Raw genomic sequence first — 24980 nt, forward strand, 5'->3', positions numbered from 1 at the left:
TCGGGAAGCGAGGGCGGTTGCTTCAAAATGAGCGCAGCAAGGCGCGACGGCGAAGACAGTGCGTTAGCACGGCGAGACGCCGCAACGCCGCTGCGGTCGTTTTGAAGCGACCGCCTTACGCGATCACTTCGACGGCTTGATTCTGCAGCAGAGCCAGCAGGTGGGCGATTTCTTCGCGCATCTTGCGGCGGTCGACGATCATGTCGACGGCGCCCTTGGTGACCAGGAACTCGGCGCGCTGGAAGCCTTCCGGCAGCTTCTCGCGCACGGTGTTTTCGATCACGCGCGGGCCGGCGAAGCCGATCAGCGCTTTCGGCTCGGCGATGACGACGTCGCCCATGAAGGCGAACGAGGCCGACACGCCACCCATGGTCGGGTCGGTCAGCACGCTGATGAACGGCAGCTTCTTGTCGGACAGCTTGGTCAGCATTGCGGTGGTTTTCGCCATCTGCATCAGCGACAGCAGGCCTTCCTGCATGCGGGCACCGCCGGTGGCGGTGATGCAAATGAACGGCACCTTCTGTTCCAGCGCCACTTGCGCGCCGCGCACGAAGCGCTCGCCGACCACGGAGCCCATCGAGCCGCCCATGAATTCGAATTCGAAGCAGGCCACGACGACCGGCATGCTCATGATGGCGCCGCCCATGACGATCAGCGCATCGGTCTCGCCGGTGGCTTCCATCGCCTGCTTGAGGCGGTCAGGGTATTTCTTGCTGTCCTTGAACTTCAGCGTGTCGACCGGCAGCGTGTCCATGCCGACTTCGTAGCGACCGCCGGCGTCGAGCAGACTGTCGAGGCGTTCGCGCGCGCGGATGCGCATGTGATGGTCGCATTTAGGGCAAACGTGCAGGTTCGATTCCAGATCGGTGCGGTACAACACGGCTTCGCAGGACGGGCATTTGACCCACAGGCCCTCGGGCATGGTCTTGCGCGCGGCAGCGTCGGAACGCTGGATTCGTGGGGGCAGCAGTTTTTCCAACCAACTCATAAATTCTCCTTGCAGCTAACTTTGTGGCCGAAGTGTAGCCGTTTCTCGCCCCCCTGTCGAACTTTGCAGTACAACAATTTTTAAACTTCGTCATGGAATTGACGGGTTTTTAGAGGTATTCCCCTAGGGGGTGAGGCAAATCAAGCGTCGAGTGCGGATCTGATGCCAGAAACGAAAGATTGCACAGCTGCTACTGCGCCGTCTTTGCCTGCGGCTTCGATTTCCTGGATGATGCGGCTGCCGATGACGACGGCGTCGGCCACCTCGGCCACGGCACGCGCGGTGGCGCCGTCGCGGATGCCGAAGCCTACGCCGATCGGCAACTTGACGTGCTGGCGGATCGCCGTCAGGCGCTTCGCCACGTCCACCGTGTCGATGTTGCCGGCGCCCGTCACGCCCTTCAGCGAGACGTAGTAGCTGAAGCCGCCGCCGACCTTGGCCACCTGCGCGATGCGTTCCTCGGTCGAGGTCGGCGCCAGCAGGAAGATCAGGTCCAGCTCGGCGGCGCGCATGGCGGCGGCGAACTCTTCACACTCTTCCGGCGGGTAGTCGACCACGATGGCGCCGTCCGCCCCCACCGCCTTTGATTTGGCGATGAAGGCTGCCGGACCGATGCGCTCGATCGGGTTCGCATAGCCCATCAGCACCACGGGCGTGGTCTGGTTGGTCTTGCGGAACTCGGCCACGTAGCCGAACACGTCGTGGATGCCGACGCCGTGCGCCAGCGCCCGCTCGCAGGCGCGCTGGATCACCGGGCCTTCGGCCATCGGATCGGAAAACGGCACGCCGAGTTCCAGGATGTCGGCGCCGCCGGCCACCAGCGCGTGCATCAACGGCACGGTCAGCTCGGGCGCCGGATCGCCGGCGGTGATGAAGGTGACGAGCGCGGTCTTGTTTTGCGCCTTCAGGGCGCTGAAAGTTGCTGCGATGTTGGACATGCCGATTCCTTAATTAAAATTCAAACCCATACGCTCTGCGACGGTATGCATGTCCTTGTCGCCCCGGCCCGACAGGTTGGCCAAAATTATTTGATCTTTCGGCAAGGTTGCCGCCAGCTTGGCCGCGTAGGCCAGCGCGTGCGACGATTCCAGCGCCGGGATGATGCCTTCGATATGGCAGCAATCGTGGAAAGCCTGCAGCGCTTCCTCGTCCGTGATCGACACGTATTGCGCGCGGCCGCTGTCCTTCAGGTAGGCATGCTCCGGCCCGACACCCGGGTAATCCAGGCCGGCCGACACCGAATGGGTCTCGATGATCTGACCGTTCCCGTCCTGCAGCAGATAGGTGCGGTTGCCGTGCAACACGCCCGGATAGCCCTTGGTCAACGAGGCCGCGTGCTTGTCGCCGTCCAGCCCTTCGCCGGCCGCCTCCACGCCGATCAGCTTGACGTCCTTCTGGTCGATGTACGGGTAGAAGATGCCCATCGCGTTCGAACCGCCGCCGATGCAGGCGACCACGTAGTCCGGCTGGCGGCCGGTCATTTCCGGCATCTGCACCAGGCATTCCTCGCCGATCACCGACTGGAAGTCGCGCACCAGCATCGGGTACGGATGCGGGCCGGCCACGGTGCCGATGATGTAGAAGGTGTTTTCAATGTTGGTGACCCAGTCGCGCATGGCCTCATTGAGCGCGTCCTTCAGCGTCTTGGAGCCTGACTCCACCGGCACCACGGTCGCGCCCAGCAGCTTCATGCGGTAGACGTTCTGCGCCTGGCGCTTGACGTCCTCGCTGCCCATGTAGACCACGCACTCGAGTCCGAAACGGGCGCAAATGGTGGCCGTAGCGACGCCGTGCTGGCCGGCGCCGGTCTCGGCGATGATGCGCGGCTTGCCCATGCGCTTGGCCAGCAGGGCCTGGCCGATGACGTTGTTGATCTTGTGCGCGCCGGTATGGTTCAGGTCTTCGCGCTTGAAGTAGATCTGCGCGCCGCCGGCGATTTCCGACCAGCGCTTGGCGTGATAGATCGGCGATGGACGGCCGACAAAGTGCTTGAGCTCGTAGCGGAACTCTTCGAGGAACTCGGGATCTTTGCTGTAGCGCTCGTAAGCTTCGTTGAGCTCGGCAAGCGCGTATGTGAGGGTTTCGGCAACAAACGAGCCGCCGTACGGGCCGAAATGGCCTTTCGTATCGGGCAGGTCGTAGTCTTTAGCGTGGAACAGGGCCTTCGCTGGAGCGTTCATGATGGGTTTCGCTTTCAATAATGGCATCTCCGGCCCGCACCGCCGCGACAAAGTCGGCGATCTTGCGGGCATCCTTGATCCCCTTGGACGCTTCGACACCACTGCTGATGTCGACGGCGTAGGGGCGTACACCTACCACCGCGTCAGTCGCGTTGTGTACGCTCAAGCCACCACTTAAAACGACCCGAGGCGCGAGATCTTTTGGAATGAGAGACCAATCAAAACCCTTTCCTGCGCCGCCATAGGCATCCACATAGGTATCCAGCAACAGGCTGGTGAACAAGGGACTGGCGGCGCGGCATTGCTGCTCGTATTCTAGCAAATCGGACGGCAGAGTGTCAGGTTTGACGCGGAACACGCGCATGAATTGTCGTCCGGCCGCCGCGGCGATGGCGGCGGACTGCGCCACCGTCTCGTCGCCGTGCAGCTGGATCAGCGAGATCGGCGCCACCTTGACGATGGCCGCCACCTGCTCCGGCGAGGCGTTGACGAACAGCCCGGTGCAGGTGATGAACGGCGGCACGGCGCGGATCAGCTCGGCGGCCTGCTCAGCCGTCACGTAGCGCGGGCTCTTCGGATAGAACACGAAGCCGATCGCATCGGCGCCGGCGGCCACGGCCGCTAACACGTCTTCCACACGGGTCAGGCCGCAGATCTTGATACGGGTGCGCATACTCTTCCTTTAAAACCAGGGGAGCGCGCTGGTGGTCTCCAGCGGCAGTTCCCATTTGGGATCGTAATCGATTTTGGCCAGGTACAGGCCGTCCGGCATGAAGGTCGGCGCGGCGGCGTGGCGGTCTTTGGTTTCCAGCAGCTGGCCCAGCCATTCCGGCTTTTCGCGCCCGGTGCCGATGTAGACCAGCGAGCCGACCAGGTTGCGCACCATGTGGTGCAGGAAGGCGTTGGCGGTAATCGTGAACACCACCAGCTCGCCGTGGCGCTTGATCCGGATATCGTGCATCAGCTTAACCGGCGACTTGGCCTGGCACTGGGCCGCGCGGAAGGCGGTGAAGTCGTGCCAGCCGAGCAGCGGCGCGACGGCCTGCTGCATCAGTTCCACGTCCAGCGGGCGGAAATAGAAACCGGCGCGCCCTTCCAGCAACGGCGAGCGCGTCGGGTTGTTGTAGAGCACGTAGTGATAGGTGCGGGCGCGGGCGCTGAAGCGGGCATGGAAGAAATCATCGACCGTCGGGTCGCCCTCCAGCTCCTTGGCCCAGCGCACGGCGATCGACGGCGGCAGGAAGGCGTTGACGCCGCGCACCCAGGAATGGACGTCGCGGTTCAGGTCGGTGTCGAAGTGGACGACTTGTTCGAGCGCGTGCACGCCGGTATCGGTGCGGCCGGCGCAGGTGGTGGCCAGGCGTACCCTGGCAAATTTCTCCAGCGCCTGTTCCAGCTGGTCCTGCACCGTGTGGCCGTCTTCCTGCTTCTGGTAGCCGTGCCAGGCGCTGCCGTCGTACTGGACGCCGATTGCTATCCGTTTCAATTGCTGCCCGATCTGATGTCTGAGTCAGCCATTATATACGGAGCGGCATTACCCCAATTGGGCCCGCATCGCGTTGGCCTTGGCGATCTGGTCGTCGCTGCCGCCGCGCAGCACCTCGTCCAGCAGCTCGCGCGCGCCTTCCTTGTCGCCGATCTCCTGATAGGCGATCGCCAGGTCCAGCTTGGTGTCCATTTCCATGTGGTGCGCCGACAGCGTGTCGTCGCGCGCATGGGCTGGCGCCGCCTCGGTTGCGGCCGCGGCGGCGCCGCCGCCCAGGGCGCTGTCCAGGTCCAGGTCGATGCCGGACAGGTCGAACTCCTGCGCCGCCGGTGGCGGTGCCGGGGTGATTTCCTCGGCGGCCGGGAGGTCGAAATCGTCAGGGCTCAGTTCGGCAACGGCTGGCGCAGGTGCGGCCGGCACGTCCGGAATATCAAAGCCCATCAGGTCCAGGTCGAGCGGGTCGGTGCTGGCGGACGGCTTGGCCGTTTCCGCAGTCGCCATCGCTTCCGCAGGCAGGTCCAGGCCGAAGTCCATGCTCAGGTCCTCGGCAGCCGGGGCCGGCGCAGGTGCAGCGGCCGGCTCGGCCGCAGGCGCAGGCGCCGGTGCGGGGGTGTCGAAAGCCAGGTTGAACGCGTCTTCCGCCGGATCCGGCTCGGCGGGCGCGGCCGGCATTTCAATCGGCGCGCCAACCGCCGGCACCGGTTCGAAGCTCAGGCCGCCCAGGTCGAAGTCCATCAGGTTGTCGGATTCCGCCGCCACGGACGCCGGCGAGATCGCCGCATCGGCCGCTTGCGGCAAGGCCGTTTCCATGTCGCTGCCGAAGTCCATGCTGTTGCCGTCGGCGGCCGGGGCGGCATCCATGCCCAGATCCAGGTCGAGGCCGCCATCGGCCGGCGCAGGGGCCGGGGCGGGTGCGTTGAAATCGCTGCCGAAGTCGGAAGCCGAGAATGCGGCTGCGGCGGCGCCTGCGGCAACAGCCGGCGCGGCGGCGGCAAACATGGTCGAGCCATCGCCGGAGCCATTGCTGTACAGCGGATTGGATGGATCCAGCGACTGACCCATCGCGGCGGCCTGCGCCCATTCGTCGCCCTGGCCGCGTGTCATCGAATACAGCTCGCTGGCCTGGTTTTCAAACGAGCGCGCATCCTTGCGCGTCACATAAATTTCCAGCAGCTTCAGGCGGACCGCGTGGCGTTCCGGATGGGTGCGCAGCGCTTCCTTGAGGATTTCCTCGGCCTGCGCATCGCGGCCGTAGGCGATGTACACGTCGGCCTCGGCCACCGGATCGACTTCGTTGGTGTCCAGCTGGCTGGCCGACGGCGCGAAGTTGGAGTTGAAGACACTGTTGTTGGTGTCGACGCTCTGGCCACCGGCCTCGGCGATCAGCGACTGCGAGGGAATGGCGGTGTCGCCCAGGATGCTCGGCTCTTCCGCCGGCACCACGAACTTTTTGCGGCGGCGCGAGGCGATCATCGCCCCCGCACCCGCCAGCAAGGCTGCGGCGGCGAGGCCGACATAGTTCAGGTTGTCCATCAGCGTTTCGAACAGGCTAGGCTCGGCGATGCGCTTGGGCGGCACCACCAACGTACGCTTGGGCTTGGCCGGCGCGGACGCTTCGACCGAGGCCGCGGCCGATGCGGAGACCGCAGCGGAGGCGGAGGCCGAAGCCTGCTTGGCATCGGCTGCGGTCTTGCTCTTCACCGCCATCAGGCTTTCCAGGTCGCGGGTGTTCTTTTCCAGCTCCTTGATGCGCGCGGCGGCGTCGTCCAGCTCCTTCTGCTTGGCGATCTTGTCTTCCACCGCCAGGCCGGTCTTGCCCTGCACCGGCGCGCTGGCCGTGGTTTTCGACAGCGTCAGCTTGTCCTTGGCGGCGTTGACCGCGTTCGGCTTTTCCTCCACCTTGGCGGTGATCTTGCCCGACACGTTTTGCGTGGCGTCCGGCTCCTTGGCCGGCGTGCTGTTGGCGACCTGCCCCGCCAGCTTGGCGCGGTAGGCGTTGAAATCAGCCGCATGCGCGACAACCACGCCGCGCGCCTCGCCCTCGGGCGCGGTGTTGCGGATGGTGTCCGAATCCGGCACCGCCAGGATCTGGCCCGACTTCAGGCGGTTCATGTTATTGCCGGAGAACGCTTCCGGATTGGCGCGGTACAGGGCCACCAGCATCATGTCCAGCGACACATCGACCGGCTTGACCTGGTTGGCGATGCGGGTCAGGTTGTCACCCGCCTTGACGGTGTATTCGCTGGCGGACTTGCTGGACGGCGCAGGCGGCGACACGGCGGCCGGCTGGCGTGCCGGCGCGGGAGCGCTCGGCGCGACCGGTGCCGCGGCCGGGGTTGCGGGCGCGGCGGCTGGAGCGGCCGCACTGCGGCCCAAATCCACCGGCGCGGCCACTTGCGGCGACTGGGTCGCGCGCATCTCGGCCGGGTCCAGCAGGAAGGTGTATTCGCGTACCATGCGGCCGCCGGTCCAGTTCAGCTCCAGCAGCATGTCGACGAAGGGCTCGTTGACCGGCTGGGACGACGTGACGCGGATAATCTGGCGGCCATTGCGCTGCTCGATCTCGAAGCGCAGCGACAACAGGGTGGGATTGAAATCGATATTGGCGACGCGGAACGCCTCGGCCGGCGCCAGCTTGGCGACCAGCGCGCCGGCTTCGTCGGCCGACACGGCGGTCAGCTCGATCTCGGCCCGCAGCGGTTGTCCCAGCGAGGACAGCACGGTCAGTTTGCCAAGGCCGGCGGCGTTGGCCGTGGCAGCCACTAACACCGCACTGGCGACAGCGCCGGTGAGTGTCTTCAACGCGAATGAAACAATGCTGGAGCGAGTCGGTACGGGCATAGTGGGCGGCATTAGGTTGTCAGAGGGAAAATGTTACTTTCCCAGATATACCAACATATCATCATGCTCCGGGGCACGCAAGCTTTGCACGATGTTTCTCTAGTGATACATGAGGATGTGTAACGTCTACGCCAACTTTAAACCAAAAAAAGGGGTTTTCCCTATGAGAGCACATAGAGAAAACCCCTTCAGCTTTAACAATTGACGCCCGGTATTACTTGTCCAGCACGATGCGCAGCATACGGCGCAGCGGTTCGGCCGCGCCCCACAGCAGCTGGTCGCCGACGGTAAATGCCGACAGGTAATCATCACCCATGCTCATCTTGCGCAGGCGGCCGACCGGAATGGTCAGGCTGCCGGTGGCGGCGGCCGGCGACAGGTCCGTGACCGACGCTTCGCGGGTGTTCGGCACCACTTTGACCCACTGGTTGTTGGACGCGATGATGTCGTGGATCTCGTCGATCGGCACGTCCTTCTTCAGCTTGATGGTCAGCGCCTGCGAGTGGCTGCGCATCGCGCCGATGCGCACGCACAGGCCGTCGACTGGAATGGCTTTGGAACCGAAGTCCGCGCCCAGGCCCAGGATCTTGTTGGTCTCGGCGCCGCCCTTCCACTCTTCCTTCGACTGGCCGTTGCCCAGGTCCTTGTCGATCCACGGGATCAGGTTGCCGGCCAGCGGCGCGCCGAACTGCTTGGTTTCCTCGGCCGACAAGCCGTGCTGGGTGGCCAGCACCTGGCGGTCGATTTCCAGGATCGCCGACGCCGGATTGTCCAGCAGCGCCTTCACCGACGAATTGATGGTGCCGAACTGGGTCAGCAGTTCGCGCATGTGCTGGGCGCCGCCGCCCGAAGCCGCCTGGTAGGTCATCGAGGTCATCCACTCGACCAGGTTGTGCTGGAACAGGCCGCCAAGGCCCATCAGCATGCACGACACGGTGCAGTTGCCGCCGATGTAGTTCTTCACGCCCTTGCCCAGCGCGTCCTTGATGACGTGCAGGTTGACCGGGTCCAGCACGATGACGGCGTCCTTCTCCATGCGCAGGGTCGACGCGGCGTCGATCCAGTAGCCGTTCCAGCCGGCCGCGCGCAGTTTCGGGAACACCTCGGTGGTGTAGTCGCCGCCCTGGCACGAGATGATGATCTCGCACTTTTTCAGTTCGTCGATGTCGGTCGCGCTTTTCAGTTTGGTTTCATTCTTCGCCATTGCCGGCGCGTTGCCGCCCGGGTTGGACGTCGTGAAGAACACCGGTTCGATGTGGGCGAAATCGCCCTCTTCCTGCATGCGCTGCATCAGGACCGAACCCACCATACCGCGCCAACCTACCAAGCCTACGAGTTTCATTTTGCTCTTCCTTGTCTTTAAATTTTTATGCCAGTGCCTTGACCACCGCGTTGCCCATTTCCTCGGTGCCCACCTTGGTGGTGCCCGCCTCGTAGATGTCGGCGGTGCGCAGGCCCTGCGCCAGTACCTGCTTGACGGCGGTCTCGATGCGGTCGGCCTGTTCGGCCTTGTTCAGCGAGAAGCGCAGCATCATCGCGGCCGACAATATCGTCGCCAGCGGATTGGCGATGCCCTTGCCGGCGATGTCAGGCGCGGAACCGTGCGACGGCTCGTACAAGCCCTTGTTGTTGGCATCGAGCGAAGCCGACGGCAGCATGCCGATCGAGCCGGTCAGCATCGCGGCCGCGTCGCTGAGAATGTCGCCGAACATATTGCCGGTGACGATGACGTCGAACTTCTTCGGCGCGCGCACCAGCTGCATCGCGGCGTTGTCGACATACATGTGCTCGAGCGCGACGTCCGGATATTCCTTGTGCACGTCGGTGACGATGTCCTTCCAGAACTGGAAGGTTTCCAGCACATTGGCCTTGTCGACGCTGGTCAGGCGCTTGTCGCGCTTTTGCGCGGCCTGGAACGCCACGTGGGCGATGCGGCGGATTTCGCCTTCGGCATAGCGCATGGTGTCGAAGCCTTCGCGCTGCCCCTTGAACGGACCGTCCGGGCACTCGCGCACGCCGCGCGGCTGGCCGAAGTAGATGTCGCCGGTCAGTTCGCGGATGATCAGGATGTCCAGGCCGGACACCACTTCCGGCTTCAGCGTCGAGGCGCCGGCCAGTTCAGGGTAGAGGATGGCAGGACGCAGGTTGGCGAACAGGCCCAGGTTCTTGCGCAGGCCGAGGATGGCCTGCTCCGGACGCAGCGGGCGGTCCAGCTTGTCGTACTGGTAGTCGCCGACGGCGCCGAACAGCACCGCGTCGGCCGCTTTCGCCAGCGCCAGCGTGCCCTCTGGCAGCGGATGACCGTGGGCCGCGTAGCCGGCGCCGCCGACCGGCGCGCTTTCCAGCTCAAATTTTTCGCCCAGCACATTCAAGACCTTGACTGCCTGCGCGATGATTTCCGGGCCGATACCGTCGCCCGGGAGGATTGCGATTTTCATGTTAGTTCTTCGAAATTAGATGACGTTGGCCAACCAAGGTTGGGTTGCCAGATGGCGCTCTTCGAAGCCGCGGATAGCGTCGGCGTGACGCAGGGTCAGGCCAATATCGTCGAGCCCGTTCATCAGGCAGTATTTGCGGAAGGCGTCGATCTCGAAGGGATAGGAGACGCTGCCATTGCTGGTGGAGATGCGCTGCTGTTCAAGGTCGACCACCAGACGGTAACCGGGGAAGGCCTTGACTTCATTGAACAGGTGATCAACCTGCGCTTCAGGCAATACGATCGGCAACAAGCCGCTCTTGTAGCAGTTGTTGAAGAAGATGTCGGCGAACGACGGCGCGATGATGGCGCGGAAGCCGTACTGGTCCAGCGCCCACGGCGCGTGCTCGCGCGAGGATCCGCAGCCGAAGTTCTTGCGCGTCAGCAGGATCGATGCGCCCTGGTAGCGCTGCTCGTTGAGCACGAAGTCCGGATTGAGCGGACGGCGGCTGTTGTCCTGGCCGGGCTCGCCGTGGTCCAGGTAGCGCCACTCGTCGAACAGGTTCGGGCCGAAGCCGGTGCGATGGATGGACTTCAGGAATTGCTTCGGAATGATGGCGTCGGTGTCGACATTGGCGCGGTCCAGCGGTGCGACCAGCCCTTCGTAGATCGTAAATTTATCCATGATGCTTTATATGTGGACCGCGCGGCACGGGGCGGCGCGCGGTCGGGTCGGGTTCAATGGCCCGCGGCGCCCTGCACCGCCTGGCCGGCTTTCTGCACATCCTTGCCCATGCCGGCAATGGTGTTGCAGCCGGTGATGGTCAGAGCGAAGATGGTCAGAGCGATCAGTTTTTTCATGTTGGTCTCAATGGGTGGTGGAAGACTTAACGTAGCGCGCGCACGTCGACAAAATGGCCGGCGATACCGGCTGCCGCCGCCATGGCTGGAGACACCAGATGGGTGCGTCCGCCCTGGCCTTGGCGTCCTTCGAAATTGCGGTTCGAGGTCGATGCGCAGCGCTCGCCCGGTTCCAGGCGGTCGGCGTTCATCGCCAGGCACATCGAGCAGCCCGGATCGCGCCATTCGAAACCGGCATCCTTGAAGATGCGGTCCAGGCCTTCCTTCTCGGCCTGGTCCTTGACCAGTCCAGAGCCCGGCACCACCATCGCCAGCTTGACGTTGGAGGCGCGGTGCTTGCCGCGCACCACTTCCGCCGCCGCGCGCAAATCCTCGATGCGCGAGTTGGTGCAGGAGCCGATGAAGACCTTGTCGATGCGGATGTCCTCGATCGCGGTGTTCGGCTTGAGGTTCATGTAGACCAGCGCCTTTTCCATCGCGTCGCGCTTGACGCTGTCTTTTTCCAGGTCAGGATCCGGCACGCGGCCGTCGATCGAAGTCACCATTTCCGGCGACGTGCCCCAGGTCACCTGCGGCTTGACCTCAGCGGCGTTCAGGGTGACGACCAGGTCGAACTTGGCGCCGGCGTCGCTGTGCAGCGTGCGCCAGTAGTCCACCGCGCGGTCCCAGTGCGGGCCCACCGGCGAGAACGGACGACCCTTGACGTAGTTGATGGTGACGTCGTCGACGCCGATGATGCCGGCGCGCGCGCCCGCCTCGATCGCCATATTGCAGACCGTCATCCGGCCTTCCATCGACAGCGCGCGGATGGTCGAGCCGCCGAATTCGATACAGTAGCCGGTGCCGCCGGCGGTGCCGATCTTGCCGATGATGGCCAGCACGATGTCCTTGGCGGTCACGCCGGCCGGCAGCGCGCCGTCGACCTGCACCAGCATGGACTTGGATTTCTTTTGCAGCAGCGTCTGGGTCGCCAGCACGTGCTCGACTTCCGAGGTGCCGATGCCGTGCGCCAGCGCGCCGAACGCGCCGTGGGTGGACGTGTGCGAGTCGCCGCAGACCACGGTCATGCCCGGCAGGGTAGCGCCCTGCTCCGGCCCGATCACGTGGACGATGCCCTGGCGCTTGTCGTTCATGTTGAAATAGGTCAGCCCGTAGGACTTGGCGTTCTTGTCCAGCGTTTCGACCTGCAGCCGCGAGACCGGGTCGGCGATGCCGTCGGCGCGGCCGGTGGTCGGCACGTTGTGGTCGGCCACCGCCAGGTTGGCGGACACGCGCCACGGCGCGCGGCCGGCGGCGCGCAGGCCGTCGAATGCCTGCGGGCTGGTAACCTCATGCACCAGGTGGCGGTCGATATACAGGATCGTGGTGCCGTCTTCCTCGGCCTTGACCACGTGCGATTCCCAGAGTTTGTCGTAAAGCGTCTTCATGATGATTGATGAGTACCCAATTAAGGGAACTACTTCTGCCTGTGTGAGTGATCCACTTCGATTATGCCATATTGTGCAATGCAATAGCAGCCGCCGCTGGCCGGCCTCGTGAGCCGACTCGGTTCCGCCTGTTGATACACTTTTTATGACTCCTTTTACAAAATTCGGTATTGCAAATAAAAACGCGAACGAAAAAAAGCCTGCGTGGACGCAGGCTTTTGGTCTTTCTGGCTCAGTCCCGAGACTAAGCCGCCATGCGTACACTACCTCGACATCCGTCCATTAGGAACGATAGGCCCACCACTAGCACCAGTTCGCCCTCGGCCGAGCGCGCGGTGCCGGTAATGCCCTCGACGGCGATCGCCGTCATCGGTTTAATCACCAGGTCGGCGGTACCGTCGACCGCTTCCACCGCCAGGATGTACGGCTGTGGCGCAGCGACAACAATACCCACCTTCTCGCGGCAGCTCTCGTAACCCAGCGAATCGGCCAGCGAGCGTACCGGCAGCGGACGGCCCTGGTCTTTCAGCACCGGCGCGCCGCCCACTTCCATGAACACTTCCGGCAGCTCGACCACACGCTGGACCACGGCCATCGGCAGCGCCAGCGCGGCGCCCGAGGTCGATACCAGCATGGTCGGCACGATCGACAGTTCGATCGGCAGGCGGATGGCGAACTTGGTGCCCTTGCCCAGCGACGATTCGATATGGATGGCGCCGCGGTTTTTCTCCACGGCGGTCTTCACCACGTCCATGCCGACGCCGCGGCCGGACACGCTGGAGGCCACTTCCTTGGTCGAGAAACCCGGCAAGAATACCAGCTGGAAGCATTCGTCGTTGGTCAGCTGCGCGGATTCGGAGATCAGGCCCTTCTGCTGGGCCTTGGTGCGCAGCACCACCGGATCCATGCCCTTGCCGTCGTCCTGCAGCACAATCATAACGCTATTTGCTTCCTGCCATGCTTTGAGCGAAATATACGACTTGGCCGGCTTGCCTGCGGCCAGGCGGTCCTCCGGCGATTCGACGCCGTGGTCCAGCGAGTTGCGCAGCATGTGCACCAGAGGATCGTACAGGCTGTCCACCACCACGCGGTCGACTTCGGTCTCCGCGCCTTCGATGGTCAGTTCGACGTCCTTGCCCAGGTCTTTGGCCAGCTCGCGCACCAGGCGCGGGAACTTCTGGAACAGGCGGCCGACCGGCTGCATGCGGGTCGCCAGGGTGGCGCGCTGCAGTTCGGTGGAGTAGCGCGAGGCGCGTTCCAGCGTTTCCGCCAGCGTCGCCATCAAGGTCTGGGCCTGGCCTTCGAATTTGAATTGCAGCAGGCGTTCCAGCAGCACGGCGGCCTGGTTGGCGGCCTGCACCGATTCGCCGGCCACTTCCAGCAGCGCGTCGAGCTTGACGGCGTCGACGCGGATCGACTCTTCCTTGACCGGCGCGGCCTGCGGACGCTCTTCGCGCGCCTCGCGGGCCTTGGCCGGAGCGGCGGCCGTGGTTGGCGCGCCGGCTTGCACGGCGGCCACGACAGCGGCGAGCTCGGCGGCGGGAATCGCCGACGCCGATGGCGCGGCTGCGGCGGCCGGCGCTGGCGCCGAACGCGTGTAGCTGCCAGGCGGCATCACGGTTTCGTACATGCCTTCCCAGTCCAGGCCATCGGCCGACGGCGCGGCGGCCGGAGCTGCCGCGGCGGCGACCGGCGCGGCGGCCGCAGGCGCGGGCGCCGGGGCGGCTGCCTTGGGCGCGGCGGAGCTGGTCTTGCCTTCGATGGCGTCGGTCAGGATGATTTCCAGATCCTTCGGCATCGCCGGCAGGCTGTCCGGCTCGGCGCCATTGTTCAGTTCGGCGAGCTGGTCGGCCACGAAGCCGGACGCCTGCAGCGCCGCCTCGATCGCGATCGGCGTCACCGGCGCGGCGCCGGTGCGCAGCGCGTCGAACAGGTTTTCCGTCAGGTGGCACGCCGCCACCATCGCAGGCAGGCCCATGAAACCGGCGCCGCCCTTGATGGTGTGGAACGAGCGGAACACCGCGTTCAGCGTCTCTTTGTTGTCGGGGTCGCGTTCGAGCCGCAGCAGATGCTCTTCAACGTTGACCGCAAGATCCATCGCCTCGACGACGAAATCCTTGAGCATATCGTCCATTAGAATCCCAGATCAGCAAGCAGGTCGTCGACATTGTCCTGGTTCAGCGCTACGGTCGGAGCCGATGGGCCGGACATCAGAGACACTTCTTTTTGCGCGATTTTCTCGCGTACCGCCGGCGGCGCATTGTCGCGCAGCAGTTCTGCCAGTTCGTGCTCCACCGTCTTGGTGATGTTCACGACTTTCTTGATCAGTTGGCCGGTGATGTCCTGGAAGTCCTGGGCCATCATGATTTCCAGCAAACGGGCTTTTTCGGCCTCGGTGGCGGCCGACACGGCCACCGCAAACGCCTGCGAGTCGCCCGCCAGTTGCTTGAACTGCTCCAGGCTCAGCTTGCCGGCGAACAGGTCGGCCCAGCGGTTTTCCATGTCCTTGGATTTTTTCGACAGCGAGTCCTGCTCAGGCATGCCCTCGTCCAAGGTGTTGAGCACCTTGTTGGCGGCTTGCTCGGTCAGCGTGGCGACGTACTCGAGGCGGTCCTGGGCGTCGTTGATTTGCGACGACGCCTCGGTCAGCGCCTTGTCGTAGCCCAGTTCGCGTAGCGAATCGTGCAGCAGGCGGACGATGCCGCCAAGGCGTTCGAACATCGGCTTGTCTTCGCCGTCGGCCGCGGCTTCGCCGGCGGCGGGAGCAACCGCGGCGGTCGGGGCCGGAGCGGCTACGGGGGCGGGAGCCAGTGTGGCAGAAGAGACTTGGTCAAACAGGCTTTCCAGGTCGTCTTCCGCGGCGGCTGGTGCGGGGGCAGGCGCTGGAGCGGGCGCTGCGGTCTTGCTCTGAGCAGACACTTCATCAAATAATGCGTCGAAATCATCAGCGGCGTTGGTCATAATCCCTGCTTCTCCATAATTTGTAAAATTGCTGCCCGAAACTTGCATGCCATTGATGCAGCTTGGCAATATAACGCACGTACCCGAGTGTAGCAGGGCGCAGCCAGATTATTCAATCCCAGAGTCGGCTAGCCTGCCCTGCGCTCCGGGTGCTGGCCAAGTTTCGTTGTATTTGGAGATACTAACATCGGATACATCGTCAAAACACGCCTTGAGACACAAAAGTAGTGCCCCTATGCAAAAAAAGGCGGTAAAAAGTATGAAAGCCGACACTAGTACCATGGGATAAAGCGGATTTATTTGATAAACATCAAGTATTTCCAGACTAATAATAATGTAAATCGCGACTACAATTAAAGTAGCGCGTTGGTTTGAAAAGGAGGTTCGCCATGTACCGGAAAATCTTGATCACCACCGACGGTTCGGCCGTATCCAGTAAAACCGCCTGTGCCGGGGTCGCTTTTGCCGAGCAGATGAAGGCAGAGGTGCTGGTGCTGTTTGTAGCGCCGGAATACCAGTACCCGATCTATGTGGAAATCATTCCTCCCAGCTACCCCAGCGAGGAGGAATACCGGGCCTCGATGCTGCGAGCGGGCAAGGAGCACACGCAGGACGTGGTCGATTCCTGCGCGCGCCGCGCCGTTCCCTGCGAGGCAATGACGGTGTTTGCCGAAAGCGCGGCGCTGAAGATCGTCGACGTGGCGGAAAAACACCATTGCGACCTGATCTTCATGGGCTCGCACGGCCGCAGCGGCTGGGGCCAATTGTTGCTGGGCAGTGTAACCAACAAGGTATTGTCACATGCCAAAATTCCTGTGCTGGTTCACCGTCTCATCAAGGAGCCAGGCAAATAAAAAGCGCATATCAGATGCTTTTTATAGTAAGATAATAAGCTTAGCTCAAGCGCAACCATAAATACCATTAATCACTTTTTATAGCAGCCCCCTTATGATTCGAATTGTCATCGCCGACGACCACACCATCATGCGCGAAGGTCTCAAGCGCATACTCGATGGCGCGCCGGACATCGATATCGTGGGGGAGGCCATCGATGGCTTCGAGGTGCTGGGCCACGTGCGACAGGGCGGGTTCGACCTGCTGCTGCTCGATTTGTCGATGCCCGGCCGCAGCGGCGTCGACCTGATCCGCCAGATCAAGGCGGAGGCGCCCAAGCTCGCCATCCTGATCCTGACCATGCACGAGGAAGAACAGTACGCGGTGCGCGCCATCCGTGCCGGCGCCCAGGGCTATCTGACCAAGGAAAGCGCCGGCACCCAGCTGGTCGGCGCGATCCGCAAGGTCGCTTCCGGCCGGCCCTACATCAGCACCGAAGTGGCCGAGCAGCTGGCCTTGAACATCATGATGCCGAACGAGAGCCTGTTGCATAAGCAGCTGTCGGACCGCGAGTTTGAAGTGTTTTCTTTATTGGTCGCGGGAAAGTCGATCACTGAAATCGCCAACAGCCTGCATCTGAGCGTTAAAACCGTCAGCACGCATAAAACCCGGATTATGCAGAAAATGGGCATGAATTCCCTGTCCGAAATGGTGCAATATGCTGTCGCGCACCGCTTGTTATCCCCGTTCAAAACCTGACCTCCGACCGGATCAGTAGGAGTACTCCTACAATCCTGCGCTAGCTCCTATGCGCATATTCAGCCATTGCTGATATCTATCTCCCCCCTCCGTTGGCATACTGAAACCATACGATTTTGCTGCACAGCTACAAGATCCGCAGCACGGTGCCGCATGACAAACCAACAGGAAACAAAGCAACGCGGCACACCCCAGTTCCCTTCCATTCGAAAAGCAATACCTGTACACAGGAGAACAACATGCTGTCTACGCATACGTCTGAAATTCGTCCAGCCACCACCACGACGATGCAGTCCTCGTCGATGGAAGCGGGCCGCCAGCGTCAGGGGCGGCTCTGGTCGAACCTGAAGGAAGTCTGCGACCTGCTGCATATACCGGCGGCCTGCTCGGTCACCACGGAAGAACTGCTGTTCCAGCACGTTCAGTTCAAGACCGGCCAGCGCATCCACACCATCGGCCAACCCTTCGATACCTTGTACATCGTCAACTCCGGTTTTCTGAAAACCGTGCTGATCGACGAGTTCGGCAATGAGCAGGTGCTCAGCTTTCCGATGAAGGGCGATATGCTAGGCGTGGACGGCATCCACACCCGTCATTATTCCTCAGAGGCCGTGGCATTGTCCGATTGCGACCTGATACTGCTGCCGTTCAAAAAACTGACAGCGTTAGGAAGAGTCCATCTTGAACTGGAGAATATGATGTACGGCGTCATGAGCCGCGAACTGGTGCGCGAACAGGCGATGATCGGCATGCTGGGCGCGCTCAGCGCCGAGGCCCGCGTGGCGCGTTTCCTGGTGTCGCTGGCGGAGCGCTTCGCCCAGATGGGCTATTCCAGCAAACTGTTCAACCTGCGCATGACGCGCCATGAAATCGGCAGCTACCTGGGCCTGACCCTGGAAACGGTGAGCCGCACGCTGTCGGCTTTCAACGAGATCGGCCTGATCAGCGTCGATCAACGCACCATCGGCATCAAGGATCCGGAGGCTCTGAAAACTCTGCGCCGCCTGCCGCCGTCCCGTACCCGCGCCAAGCAACTGGCGGCGGCCAAAACCAAGGGCAGCGAAGCGGTGCCTCCGGGACAGTTGCTGGCAGCGCTGTAGCCGCGCAGCCCACAGCGCAGTCCGACAAATTTACCCAGCCTTCGGCCCGGCCTCCCAGCTGGGTCTTTTTTTGTCCCGCCTCCGCGCGCAGCCCGCACGATAGCCAAATAAGGCTTGCATTCCGTTCCGCCTTCCTCAATAATGAATACAAATGCGAATCATTCTTATTTAAGGAAGGAAGACTATGCCCACCACCCTGCCCGCCACGCCACCGGCAATCGCCGCCCGTCCCGCCGCCAGCGCCACCGCGCACGCCGTGGCGCCGGTCAAGCGCATCAGCAGCGCCGGCCTGATGGACGGTGGGCGCGAGGTCGAAATCGAACATGCGGGGCGGATTTACCGCCTGCGCATCACCCAGCTCAACAAGCTGATTTTGACCGCCTGACCAGGCGCGTTTGATCGCGTACCCGGGCGCCGCCGCGCCCACTCCCCTGAGTAGCCAGCAGTACCGCCAGCCAGACTCCCCCCTTTCGAACCAAAGGAGCGTTTGATGGCCATAGACCGTAGCAATCCGATTTTTCTCGCGCCCTCGCAGGGCGGGCACAATCCAGAACTGATGCTGTCCGCCGTGCTGCATCTGATGTCGCACTACACCGCCGGCAACGACGACGCCGGCGGCTGCGTCAAGCTGGCCTCCGTGATCGAGCGCCACCTGAAAGCGCTGGCCGGCCTGCCCGACCTGGCGCCGGTGCTGACAGCCACCTGCCAGCAGTTGTCCGAGCAATGGGCACAGGTGGTCGAGCGCAATATGCAGTTGCAGGAAAAGAGCAATTTCCTCAGCCGCATCATGGCGCGCGCCCGCACTGCGCCGGCCACCGCATAGGAGCCGGCCATGTGCGACAAACACGATACGCCGGCTGCCATGTTCCAGCCCAACGACGACACGCAGGCCTCGCGCCGCCGCAGGCTGTGGGAACTGAGTCACGCCTGCCATTGCCCGCTGGTCGGCGTCGGTTTTCCGCTGGGCGTGTTGCGCAAGCTGGTGGACAAAGTCACGTCCGGCAAAGTGGTGGCCGACGATTATGAAGTGCACGTGGGCGCCGTCACCGAGTGCGGCAGCCGCAACCGCTTGTCCGAGGCGCTGCAGAAGGAGCTGGAGCGCCGCTATGCCGCCGTGCTGCTGCGCTTCCGCGCCGCCAAGACCACCGAACAGGTCGCCGCGATGTGGCGCGCCGCCGTCGCCAACGGCGACGTGGCCGGCGCGTTCTGGGCCGGCCTCACGCATCCGCGCTGCAGCGCCGAGCTGGAAGAGCAGATGTGCCGCGACCTGCACATGGTGCAGCACCAGGCCGGCGCCTGCGTGCGTGCAGATATCGGCAAGTTCAACGCCACGCTGGCCGAGAACGCACGCCTGGCGCACGACCTGAACAAGGCGCAACAGCGCGGCGCAGCGCTGCTGGCGGAAAAGACCGCCGACGCCGAAAGGCACGCCGTGCAATTGATGCAGCTGCGTGCGCAGGCGGTCGGCAAGGACAGCATGATCGATTCGCTGCGGACGGAGCTGGAGCAGTTGCGCGAGTCCATCCCCGGCCTGGAATCGCGCGCCAAGCTGGCCGAGAGGCTGGCGCAGATGGAGGAGCGCGAACGCGCGCTGCGCAACCAGATCGTCGAGCTGAAAGTGGAAGCGATGCGCTCCGCCGAACCGGCAGCGCCGATACAAGAAGAGACTCGTCAGGTCGTCGAACACGTGATGAAAATGCCCCTGCGCCTGAGCGACCGCTCGGTGCTGTGCGTGGGCGGGCGCAGCGGCAACGTCGCCACCTACCGCGAACTGATCGAACGCGAAGGCGCGCAGTTCTCGCACCACGACGGCGGCCTGGAGGACAACGCCAACCGCCTCGACGCCAGCCTGGCGGCGGCCGACCTGGTGATCTGCCAGACCGGCTGCATCAGCCACAGCGCATACTGGCGGGTCAAGGACTACTGCAAGCGCAACGGCAAGCGCTGCGTCTTCATCGACAACCCCAGCATCTCAAGCCTGGCGCGCGGCCTCGAGCAAGCCGGCGCAGAGTAAAGACGACGATGCGGAACGCGCGTCAATAGACGGTCAATAAACGTCGCGCCGGTAGCGGCCGGCGGCGGCCAGCTGGTCCAGCCGCTCGCGGCCCAGGATGGCGGCCAGCGCCTCGTCGACGCCGCCGGCCATGCCCTCCAGGCTGCCGCACACATAGATGGCGGCGCCATCGTCGATCCAGCCGCGCACCGCTCCGGCGTGCTCGACCAGGCGGTCCTGCACGTAGCGGCGCGGGACTTGGTCGCGCGAGAACACCATGTCCATTTGTTCCAGCATGCCGGCCTGCCGCCATGCTTGCAGCTCCTCGCGATAGTGGTAGTCGTGGGCTTCGTTGCGCTCGCCGAACAGCAGCCAGTTGCGGCCCTGCCCCGCCAGCGCGCGCGCCTTCAGATGGCCGCGCAGTCCGGCGATGCCGCTGCCGTTGCCGATCAGGATCAAAGGCCGCGCCGCGTTGTCTTCCAGGCGGAAGCGGCGATGCTGGCGCAGCCGCAGCTGTATCGTCGCGCCGATGTCAGCCTGCCGCGTCAGCCAGCCCGAGGCGACACCATGACTGCCATCCTCATGGCTGTGCAGGCGCACCAGCAGGTGCACGCGGCCATCCGCCGGAATCGAGGCGATCGAATATTCGCGCGGACGCTCGGCATCGGCCGGCGCGGCAATCTGCACCAGGTCGCCGGACTGCCAGTCGGCCGGTTCCCCGCTCTGCGGTTCCAGTTCCAGATGGTAGACCGGCGCGCCGGCGCTGCCGGGATTGAGCAGCACTCGTCCAGCCAATCGCCAGTTATCGAAGGCCGGCGCGCTCCAGTCCGGCGCGTCGCTGGTGCCGGCCAGATGGCTGAGCTGCTGGCGCCATGCACCGATCGCGGCGGCCGAACTGCGATTGACTTCGATGCGCGGGAACAAGCTTTGCGCCCCCTGCGCCTGCAGCCACTGATCGAGCGCGCGGCCGAAGCCGCAGAACTGGGCGTAAGCGCTGTCGCCCAGCGCCAGCACGGCGTAATGCAGTTGCGGCAGCGGAAGGTTTCCGGTCATCAGGCGGCCGGCGAAATGCGCGGCGGCATCCGGCGCGTCGCCTTCGCCGTAGGTGCTGACGAGGAACAGGATGCGTTCGGCGCGCTGCAAGTCGGCCGCATGCAATTCCGACAGCTCGCTCAGTTGCGCGGGAATGCCTGCCAGGCGCAGCGTGGCCAGAGTCTGTCCGGCCAGTTCTTCGGCGTTGCCGGTCTGGCTGGCGTAGGCGATGATCCAGCCTGGTGACGCGGCCGCTTCATCTTTGGCGCGCTGCGCCGCTTCGCGCTTGCGGCGGATGCGCAGGTAAGGCGCCAGGCAGACCAGCCCATAGCTCATCGCAAGGCTGGCTACCAGCATCAATCGGGTGGGGTCGTTGGTCCAGATCATTCGTCCAGCATGTTCCGTAAATGGGTGCTCAGGTGTTCGGCGCCGCCGCGCGCGACAAAGCGGGCCGCCAGGCCAAGGCGCTCGGCCAGCCGCAGTCCGTGTTCGGCGCCCAGCACGGTCAGCGCGGTGGACCAGGCGTCGGCGGCCATGCATTGTGGATGCACAACGGTAACCGAGGCAAGGTCATTAGCGATGGGCATGCCGTTGCGCGGGTCGATGGTGTGCGAATAGCGCCGGCCATCGAGCTCGAAATAGCGCCGGTAGTCGCCCGACGTCGCCACCGCCAGGCCGTGCAGCGCCAGCACCAGTTCGTCCGCCGCCATGCCCGGCACCTGCTCCAGCGCCACCCACCACGGCTGGCCATCGGGCTTGACGCCGGCGCCGCGCAGCTCGCCGCCCACCTCGACCAGAAAATGCAGGATGCCCTGGTTCTTCAAATAAAACGCCAACCGGTCCACGCCGTAACCCTTGGCCACGGCCGACATATCCAGCTGCACGCCGCCCGGCTGCAACGCTCGCCTTCCCTCGCGCTCAAGCAGCACCGGCCGCGCGGCCAGCGCAGCTTCTATCCGTCCGCCCGAAGGCGGCACAAAACCGGGCTGGTCGAAGCGCCCATGCGGGCCGAAGCCCCACAGGTTGACCAGCTCGCCGGCGCAAGGATCGCAGGCGCCGCCCGACTCGCGCGCCACCTCCATCGCAAACGCCAGCACATCGAAAAACGCCGGCGGCAACACATGCCAGCTGCCGGCGGCGGACCGGTTGAAGCGGCCCAGGTCGGAATCGTCTTCCCAGTGGCTCATCTCCGCCACGACGCAATCCAGCTGGCGCTGCAGCCCTTGTTCGATATGGGCCAGCGCGTCGCCCGGCGCGGCCACCAGCCGCACCGACCAGCTCGTGCCCATGCTGCGGCCGGCAAAATCGCGGATCGCACCGCCTGCCGGCGCCGGGTCTTCGGAAATAATATGAGGCAGGAGTACCCGGCGCATTATTGTTTATTGCGGCAGGATTTCCACCGTCGCCGCGTAGCTGACGCGGCGCGGCGCCATCTGCGGCGGCTGGCCCGGCGTTTGCGGCGCGGCGGCCGGCCACGCGCTGCTGACCAGGTACATGCCCGCCGCCGGCAGATCGAACGTGATCTCGCCCTTGGCGTCGGTGCTCTTGCGGATTTCGCCCAAGGTGCCGCGATAGCGCACGCCGCCGGGAATCAGGCTGAACGCCTGGTTGGCCGCCGGCTTGCCGTCCAGCAGGAAGCGCCAGGTGGCTTTCTCGCCCGCGCGCAGGTCGTTCGGATGGGTGACCGGCACCAGCTCCAGGCCGACACCGGTCGGCTTGAACACCGCCATGTCCGGCGTGCCGGTGGAAACGAAAGTCTCCAGGCGGCTCTGCATGCGCGACAACTTGACCTCGGTCGCGTCGGACGGCACATCCCTGGCCAGCGATTCCTCGGTGCCGCGGAAGCGCTTCATTTCGCCTTCCTTGTTCTTGTAGCTGCCCATCACGCCTTGCGACACCAGCGCGATCTTGTAGGTCCCCGGCGCCGGCAACTTCAGGTCGAAGGTGTTGCGCAGCTTGCCGTTGCTGACGTTCTGCAGCTCCAGCTTGCCGCCGTCCGGGCCGGTGACGACGATGCCGTCCAGCTTCAGCGGCTGGTGGTCGATATCGAACAGGCCTTCCGAGATGGCTGCATCGACGGTGACCCAGGCTTCCTTGCCTTCGACGTTGGTGGACGACGGCAGCAGCCACGGCTTGTGCGCCTGCGCGCTCAGCGACAGACCAGCCAGCGCCAAAGCGATCAGGGTTTTATTCAGTTTAAGTTTGAACATGGCGCGCCTTAAGGTTTGAGTTGTACCACCACGGCGCCCAGTTCTTCCTTGCCCTGGCCGGTGAGGTTCTGCGCCGACTTCGGCGGCCATTGCAGCGGCACCTTGACCACTTCGCGGCCGCCGGCTTCGCGCGCCGCTTCCACCAGCAGCGTGTACTGGCCGGCCGGCAGCTTGTCCAGCGCGGCTTTCGACATGGTCAGCGTATGCTCGCCCGGCGCCTTGGTCGCGCCGCTGACGCCGTCCATCGGCATCTCGACATCGCGGCCGCTCTTGCGCCACCACTGGCGCACATCCTTGAGCCACTTGGTGCCCGCGTTGTCCTTCTTCTTGACGTCGTACAGCACGGCCAGGTTGGCGACCACTTTCTGGTCGGCGTTTTCCAGCCAGGCGGCGATGTAGGGACGATGATATTCCGCCACGTTCAGCTGCGGCACGTCGAGTTTCAGCGCCAGGTCGGCGGCCATGGCCGATGCGCTGGCCAAGGGCAGGCTCAGTGCGATGGAATAGCGTAATTTCATGAAGGTCCTGTCGAAAAAGAATGTATAAACTTAGTGAATAAACAGCAGCGCAATAACAAACGGAATCAGGATGCCCAGGCCCACCATCGGCCAGGTGAACGGCCGGTTCGCCGCATGGAACTTGAGGATCAGCAGGCCGGTGATGCAAAACACCAGGCAGGCCACGGCAAAGATATCGATGAACCAGTTCCAGGCCGCGCCCGTGTTGCGCCCCTTGTGCACGTCGTTGAGCCACGAGATCCAGCCGCGGTCGGTGTTTTCGAATTCGGTGGCGCCATCTTCCAGCGCGATGCGCACCCAGGCGTCGCCGCCGGCCTTGGGCAGCGGCAGGTAGACTTCATCGGCCGCCCATTCGGCGGGGCGGCCGCCGGCCTGCACCTTCCAGGTGTCGTTCAGCCATTGCTCGACGGCGGCCGGCAACGGATCCTTGGCGCCATCGTGCGCCTGGGCATACACGCGCAGCTGCGCCGTCAGCGGCGCCGGCAATTGCGCCTGCTTGCGCACCACGACCGGCTTGGCCTCGATCTGCGACGAATGGTTCAGGGTGATGCCGGTAATGCTGAACAGGAACATGCCCAGCAAACACATTGCCGAGCTGATCCAGTGCCATTGGTGCAGGTTCTTCAGCCAGACAGCGCGGCTGGCATTTTGTGCGCTCACACAGTTTCCTTTTACGAACAAACACAAATGATAATTATTATCATTTGGGAAGTCAATCACCTTCATGTATTAAGAATGTAAAGCTACGTGCAGTTCCGTACAGAAGCGTGCGGCGGCACAGGCTAAGGTTAGCCAGATCCATCCACTATTATCATGGAGGCGCATCATGCCGCTCTATACCCAGGAACAAATCAACACCCTTGCCGCCAAGATCAAGAGTGTGCGCTTCGGCATGTTCACCACGACCGACGATAGCAATGTGCTCAGCAGCCGTCCGCTGACCACCCAGCAAATCGACAACGAAGGCAATATGTGGTTCATCACCTCGGACGAGGCGGGCTTCATCAACGATTTGCAGCAGCATCCCAACGTCAACGTGAGTTTCTCCGACCCCGGGCACCATACCTATTTGTCGGTGTATGGCCAGGCTTATCTGCTGAAGGACCGCGCCAAGGCGCGGGAATTATGGAATCCTATGGCACGCGGCTGGTTCCCCGGTGGGCTGGACGATCCGCATCTGGCGCTGATACGCCTGAAGATACAGTCGGCCGAATACTGGGACGCAGGCTCCAGCAAGATGAAGCAGTTGCTCCATATCGCCAAGGCCGCCGTCACCGGCCAGCCTGCGCAGGAAGTGGGCCGGCATACCATCTGCCTGTAAAAAAAACCTGCAGGCGCATGCCTGCAGGTTTTTCAGCGTTGAACACTCGGAGG

At 63.7% G+C, this 24980-nt stretch carries 25 protein-coding genes; 7 read left to right on the forward strand and 18 right to left on the reverse strand.

The features are described from left to right. Positions 1–115: 115 nt before the first annotated feature. From accD to ACSQ3S_RS25730, 13 genes are all read right to left on the reverse strand, one after another. Positions 116–988 (reverse strand): acetyl-CoA carboxylase, carboxyltransferase subunit beta, encoded by an 873-nt coding sequence (gene accD, locus ACSQ3S_RS25670; protein WP_176654449.1) that lies wholly within the window; start codon positions 986–988, stop codon positions 116–118. A 140-nt stretch (positions 989–1128) separates the two neighbouring features. Continuing rightward, a complete protein-coding gene (trpA, locus tag ACSQ3S_RS25675) occupies positions 1129–1926 on the reverse strand; it encodes a tryptophan synthase subunit alpha (protein ID WP_436144185.1) in 798 nt (265 codons plus the stop codon). A gap of 9 nt (positions 1927–1935) precedes the next feature. Further along, complete coding sequence (gene trpB, locus ACSQ3S_RS25680) at positions 1936–3168, reverse strand: tryptophan synthase subunit beta (protein WP_176654447.1); 1233 nt, start codon at positions 3166–3168, stop codon at positions 1936–1938. After that, complete coding sequence (locus ACSQ3S_RS25685; protein WP_176654446.1) at positions 3134–3841, reverse strand: phosphoribosylanthranilate isomerase; 708 nt, start codon at positions 3839–3841, stop codon at positions 3134–3136. The genes trpB and ACSQ3S_RS25685 overlap by 35 nt, the downstream gene beginning before the upstream one ends. Positions 3842–3850: 9 nt before the next feature. After that, on the reverse strand, positions 3851–4654 hold the full coding sequence (gene truA / locus ACSQ3S_RS25690; protein ID WP_176654445.1) for a tRNA pseudouridine(38-40) synthase TruA: 804 nt from the start codon (positions 4652–4654) through the stop codon (positions 3851–3853). 48 nt (positions 4655–4702) lie between these two features. Continuing rightward, a complete protein-coding gene (locus ACSQ3S_RS25695; protein ID WP_436144186.1) occupies positions 4703–7456 on the reverse strand; it encodes a FimV/HubP family polar landmark protein in 2754 nt (917 codons plus the stop codon). Between the two features lie 253 nt (positions 7457–7709). Next, entirely contained in the window at positions 7710–8837 is a 1128-nt protein-coding gene (gene asd, locus ACSQ3S_RS25700; RefSeq protein ID WP_176654443.1) for an aspartate-semialdehyde dehydrogenase, read from the reverse strand. 25 nt (positions 8838–8862) lie between these two features. Beyond that, positions 8863–9933 carry a 3-isopropylmalate dehydrogenase gene (gene leuB / locus ACSQ3S_RS25705; RefSeq protein ID WP_436144187.1) on the reverse strand — a complete coding sequence of 357 codons (1071 nt, stop codon included), beginning with the start codon at positions 9931–9933 and terminating at the stop codon, positions 8863–8865. Positions 9934–9948: 15 nt separating this feature from the next. Beyond that, the gene (gene leuD, locus ACSQ3S_RS25710; RefSeq protein WP_176654441.1) at positions 9949–10596 is read right to left on the reverse strand and encodes a 3-isopropylmalate dehydratase small subunit; all 648 of its coding nucleotides are present in this window, start codon (positions 10594–10596) and stop codon (positions 9949–9951) included. A 53-nt stretch (positions 10597–10649) separates the two neighbouring features. Beyond that, positions 10650–10772 carry an entericidin A/B family lipoprotein gene (locus tag ACSQ3S_RS25715; RefSeq protein WP_176654440.1) on the reverse strand — a complete coding sequence of 41 codons (123 nt, stop codon included), beginning with the start codon at positions 10770–10772 and terminating at the stop codon, positions 10650–10652. 26 nt (positions 10773–10798) lie between these two features. Next, positions 10799–12202, reverse strand: coding sequence for a 3-isopropylmalate dehydratase large subunit (gene leuC / locus ACSQ3S_RS25720; protein ID WP_176654504.1), 1404 nt, complete (start codon positions 12200–12202; stop codon positions 10799–10801). 241 nt (positions 12203–12443) lie between these two features. Beyond that, entirely contained in the window at positions 12444–14333 is a 1890-nt protein-coding gene (locus ACSQ3S_RS25725) for a chemotaxis protein CheA (RefSeq protein ID WP_413446285.1), read from the reverse strand. Beyond that, the gene (locus ACSQ3S_RS25730) at positions 14333–15160 is read right to left on the reverse strand and encodes a protein phosphatase CheZ (protein ID WP_436144188.1); all 828 of its coding nucleotides are present in this window, start codon (positions 15158–15160) and stop codon (positions 14333–14335) included. The genes ACSQ3S_RS25725 and ACSQ3S_RS25730 overlap by 1 nt, the downstream gene beginning before the upstream one ends. Positions 15161–15549: 389 nt before the next feature. Here ACSQ3S_RS25730 and ACSQ3S_RS25735 point away from each other — a divergent pair, with 389 nt between their 5' ends. The 6 genes from ACSQ3S_RS25735 (at position 15550) to ACSQ3S_RS25760 (ending at position 19867) form a co-directional block, all read left to right on the forward strand. Next, a complete protein-coding gene (locus tag ACSQ3S_RS25735) occupies positions 15550–16014 on the forward strand; it encodes a universal stress protein (protein ID WP_176654437.1) in 465 nt (154 codons plus the stop codon). A gap of 94 nt (positions 16015–16108) precedes the next feature. Then, positions 16109–16753, forward strand: coding sequence for a response regulator (locus ACSQ3S_RS25740; protein ID WP_090314830.1), 645 nt, complete (start codon positions 16109–16111; stop codon positions 16751–16753). 302 nt (positions 16754–17055) lie between these two features. Further along, positions 17056–17853: a Crp/Fnr family transcriptional regulator gene (locus ACSQ3S_RS25745; protein ID WP_176654503.1), complete on the forward strand. Its 798-nt coding sequence runs from the start codon at positions 17056–17058 to the stop codon at positions 17851–17853. Between the two features lie 184 nt (positions 17854–18037). Further along, a complete protein-coding gene (gene hemP / locus ACSQ3S_RS25750) occupies positions 18038–18238 on the forward strand; it encodes a hemin uptake protein HemP (RefSeq protein WP_436144189.1) in 201 nt (66 codons plus the stop codon). Between the two features lie 105 nt (positions 18239–18343). Continuing rightward, positions 18344–18676, forward strand: coding sequence for a hypothetical protein (locus tag ACSQ3S_RS25755; protein WP_176654435.1), 333 nt, complete (start codon positions 18344–18346; stop codon positions 18674–18676). A gap of 9 nt (positions 18677–18685) precedes the next feature. After that, on the forward strand, positions 18686–19867 hold the full coding sequence (locus ACSQ3S_RS25760) for a DUF2325 domain-containing protein (protein WP_436144190.1): 1182 nt from the start codon (positions 18686–18688) through the stop codon (positions 19865–19867). 33 nt (positions 19868–19900) lie between these two features. On the opposite strand, the gene ACSQ3S_RS25765 is transcribed toward ACSQ3S_RS25760, so the two are convergent. Genes ACSQ3S_RS25765 through ACSQ3S_RS25785 form a run of 5 tightly spaced genes read right to left on the reverse strand, consistent with a single transcriptional unit; the run spans position 19901 to position 24266 of the window. Further along, positions 19901–21265: a sulfite reductase subunit alpha gene (locus ACSQ3S_RS25765; RefSeq protein ID WP_436144191.1), complete on the reverse strand. Its 1365-nt coding sequence runs from the start codon at positions 21263–21265 to the stop codon at positions 19901–19903. Further along, positions 21262–22251 carry an FAD:protein FMN transferase gene (locus tag ACSQ3S_RS25770; RefSeq protein ID WP_436144192.1) on the reverse strand — a complete coding sequence of 330 codons (990 nt, stop codon included), beginning with the start codon at positions 22249–22251 and terminating at the stop codon, positions 21262–21264. The genes ACSQ3S_RS25765 and ACSQ3S_RS25770 overlap by 4 nt, the downstream gene beginning before the upstream one ends. A 6-nt stretch (positions 22252–22257) precedes the next feature. Beyond that, entirely contained in the window at positions 22258–23088 is an 831-nt protein-coding gene (locus ACSQ3S_RS25775) for a DUF4198 domain-containing protein (RefSeq protein ID WP_176654431.1), read from the reverse strand. 8 nt (positions 23089–23096) lie between these two features. Next, positions 23097–23606, reverse strand: coding sequence for a DUF2271 domain-containing protein (locus ACSQ3S_RS25780; RefSeq protein WP_353404084.1), 510 nt, complete (start codon positions 23604–23606; stop codon positions 23097–23099). A gap of 30 nt (positions 23607–23636) precedes the next feature. Continuing rightward, a complete protein-coding gene (locus tag ACSQ3S_RS25785) occupies positions 23637–24266 on the reverse strand; it encodes a PepSY-associated TM helix domain-containing protein (RefSeq protein ID WP_413446288.1) in 630 nt (209 codons plus the stop codon). Between the two features lie 166 nt (positions 24267–24432). Between ACSQ3S_RS25785 and ACSQ3S_RS25790 the strand changes: the two genes are divergently transcribed. After that, positions 24433–24927 (forward strand): pyridoxamine 5'-phosphate oxidase family protein, encoded by a 495-nt coding sequence (locus ACSQ3S_RS25790; RefSeq protein ID WP_176654428.1) that lies wholly within the window; start codon positions 24433–24435, stop codon positions 24925–24927. The last annotated feature ends 53 nt before the right edge of the window (positions 24928–24980 follow it).

This window comes from Duganella sp. LjRoot269, assembly GCF_964254095.1.
Classification (GTDB): Bacteria; Pseudomonadota; Gammaproteobacteria; order Burkholderiales; family Burkholderiaceae_D; genus Rugamonas; species Rugamonas hordei.

What these genes read in the sequence shown, in the direction of transcription:
- accD (WP_176654449.1), bottom strand. Translation starts at nt 988, where the DNA reads ATGAGTTGGTTGGAAAAACTGCTGCCCCCACGAATCCAGCGTTCCGAC.
- trpA (WP_436144185.1), bottom strand. Translation starts at nt 1,926, where the DNA reads ATGTCCAACATCGCAGCAACTTTCAGCGCCCTGAAGGCGCAAAACAAG.
- trpB (WP_176654447.1), bottom strand. Translation starts at nt 3,168, where the DNA reads ATGAACGCTCCAGCGAAGGCCCTGTTCCACGCTAAAGACTACGACCTG.
- ACSQ3S_RS25685 (WP_176654446.1), bottom strand. Translation starts at nt 3,841, where the DNA reads ATGCGCACCCGTATCAAGATCTGCGGCCTGACCCGTGTGGAAGACGTG.
- asd (WP_176654443.1), bottom strand. Translation starts at nt 8,837, where the DNA reads ATGAAACTCGTAGGCTTGGTAGGTTGGCGCGGTATGGTGGGTTCGGTC.
- leuB (WP_436144187.1), bottom strand. Translation starts at nt 9,933, where the DNA reads ATGAAAATCGCAATCCTCCCGGGCGACGGTATCGGCCCGGAAATCATC.
- leuD (WP_176654441.1), bottom strand. Translation starts at nt 10,596, where the DNA reads ATGGATAAATTTACGATCTACGAAGGGCTGGTCGCACCGCTGGACCGC.
- ACSQ3S_RS25715 (WP_176654440.1), bottom strand. Translation starts at nt 10,772, where the DNA reads ATGAAAAAACTGATCGCTCTGACCATCTTCGCTCTGACCATCACCGGC.
- ACSQ3S_RS25725 (WP_413446285.1), bottom strand. Translation starts at nt 14,333, where the DNA reads ATGGACGATATGCTCAAGGATTTCGTCGTCGAGGCGATGGATCTTGCG.
- ACSQ3S_RS25730 (WP_436144188.1), bottom strand. Translation starts at nt 15,160, where the DNA reads ATGACCAACGCCGCTGATGATTTCGACGCATTATTTGATGAAGTGTCT.
- ACSQ3S_RS25735 (WP_176654437.1), top strand. Translation starts at nt 15,550, where the DNA reads ATGTACCGGAAAATCTTGATCACCACCGACGGTTCGGCCGTATCCAGT.
- ACSQ3S_RS25740 (WP_090314830.1), top strand. Translation starts at nt 16,109, where the DNA reads ATGATTCGAATTGTCATCGCCGACGACCACACCATCATGCGCGAAGGT.
- ACSQ3S_RS25745 (WP_176654503.1), top strand. Translation starts at nt 17,056, where the DNA reads ATGGAAGCGGGCCGCCAGCGTCAGGGGCGGCTCTGGTCGAACCTGAAG.
- hemP (WP_436144189.1), top strand. Translation starts at nt 18,038, where the DNA reads ATGCCCACCACCCTGCCCGCCACGCCACCGGCAATCGCCGCCCGTCCC.
- ACSQ3S_RS25755 (WP_176654435.1), top strand. Translation starts at nt 18,344, where the DNA reads ATGGCCATAGACCGTAGCAATCCGATTTTTCTCGCGCCCTCGCAGGGC.
- ACSQ3S_RS25760 (WP_436144190.1), top strand. Translation starts at nt 18,686, where the DNA reads ATGTGCGACAAACACGATACGCCGGCTGCCATGTTCCAGCCCAACGAC.
- ACSQ3S_RS25765 (WP_436144191.1), bottom strand. Translation starts at nt 21,265, where the DNA reads ATGATCTGGACCAACGACCCCACCCGATTGATGCTGGTAGCCAGCCTT.
- ACSQ3S_RS25770 (WP_436144192.1), bottom strand. Translation starts at nt 22,251, where the DNA reads ATGCGCCGGGTACTCCTGCCTCATATTATTTCCGAAGACCCGGCGCCG.
- ACSQ3S_RS25775 (WP_176654431.1), bottom strand. Translation starts at nt 23,088, where the DNA reads ATGTTCAAACTTAAACTGAATAAAACCCTGATCGCTTTGGCGCTGGCT.
- ACSQ3S_RS25780 (WP_353404084.1), bottom strand. Translation starts at nt 23,606, where the DNA reads ATGAAATTACGCTATTCCATCGCACTGAGCCTGCCCTTGGCCAGCGCA.
- ACSQ3S_RS25790 (WP_176654428.1), top strand. Translation starts at nt 24,433, where the DNA reads ATGCCGCTCTATACCCAGGAACAAATCAACACCCTTGCCGCCAAGATC.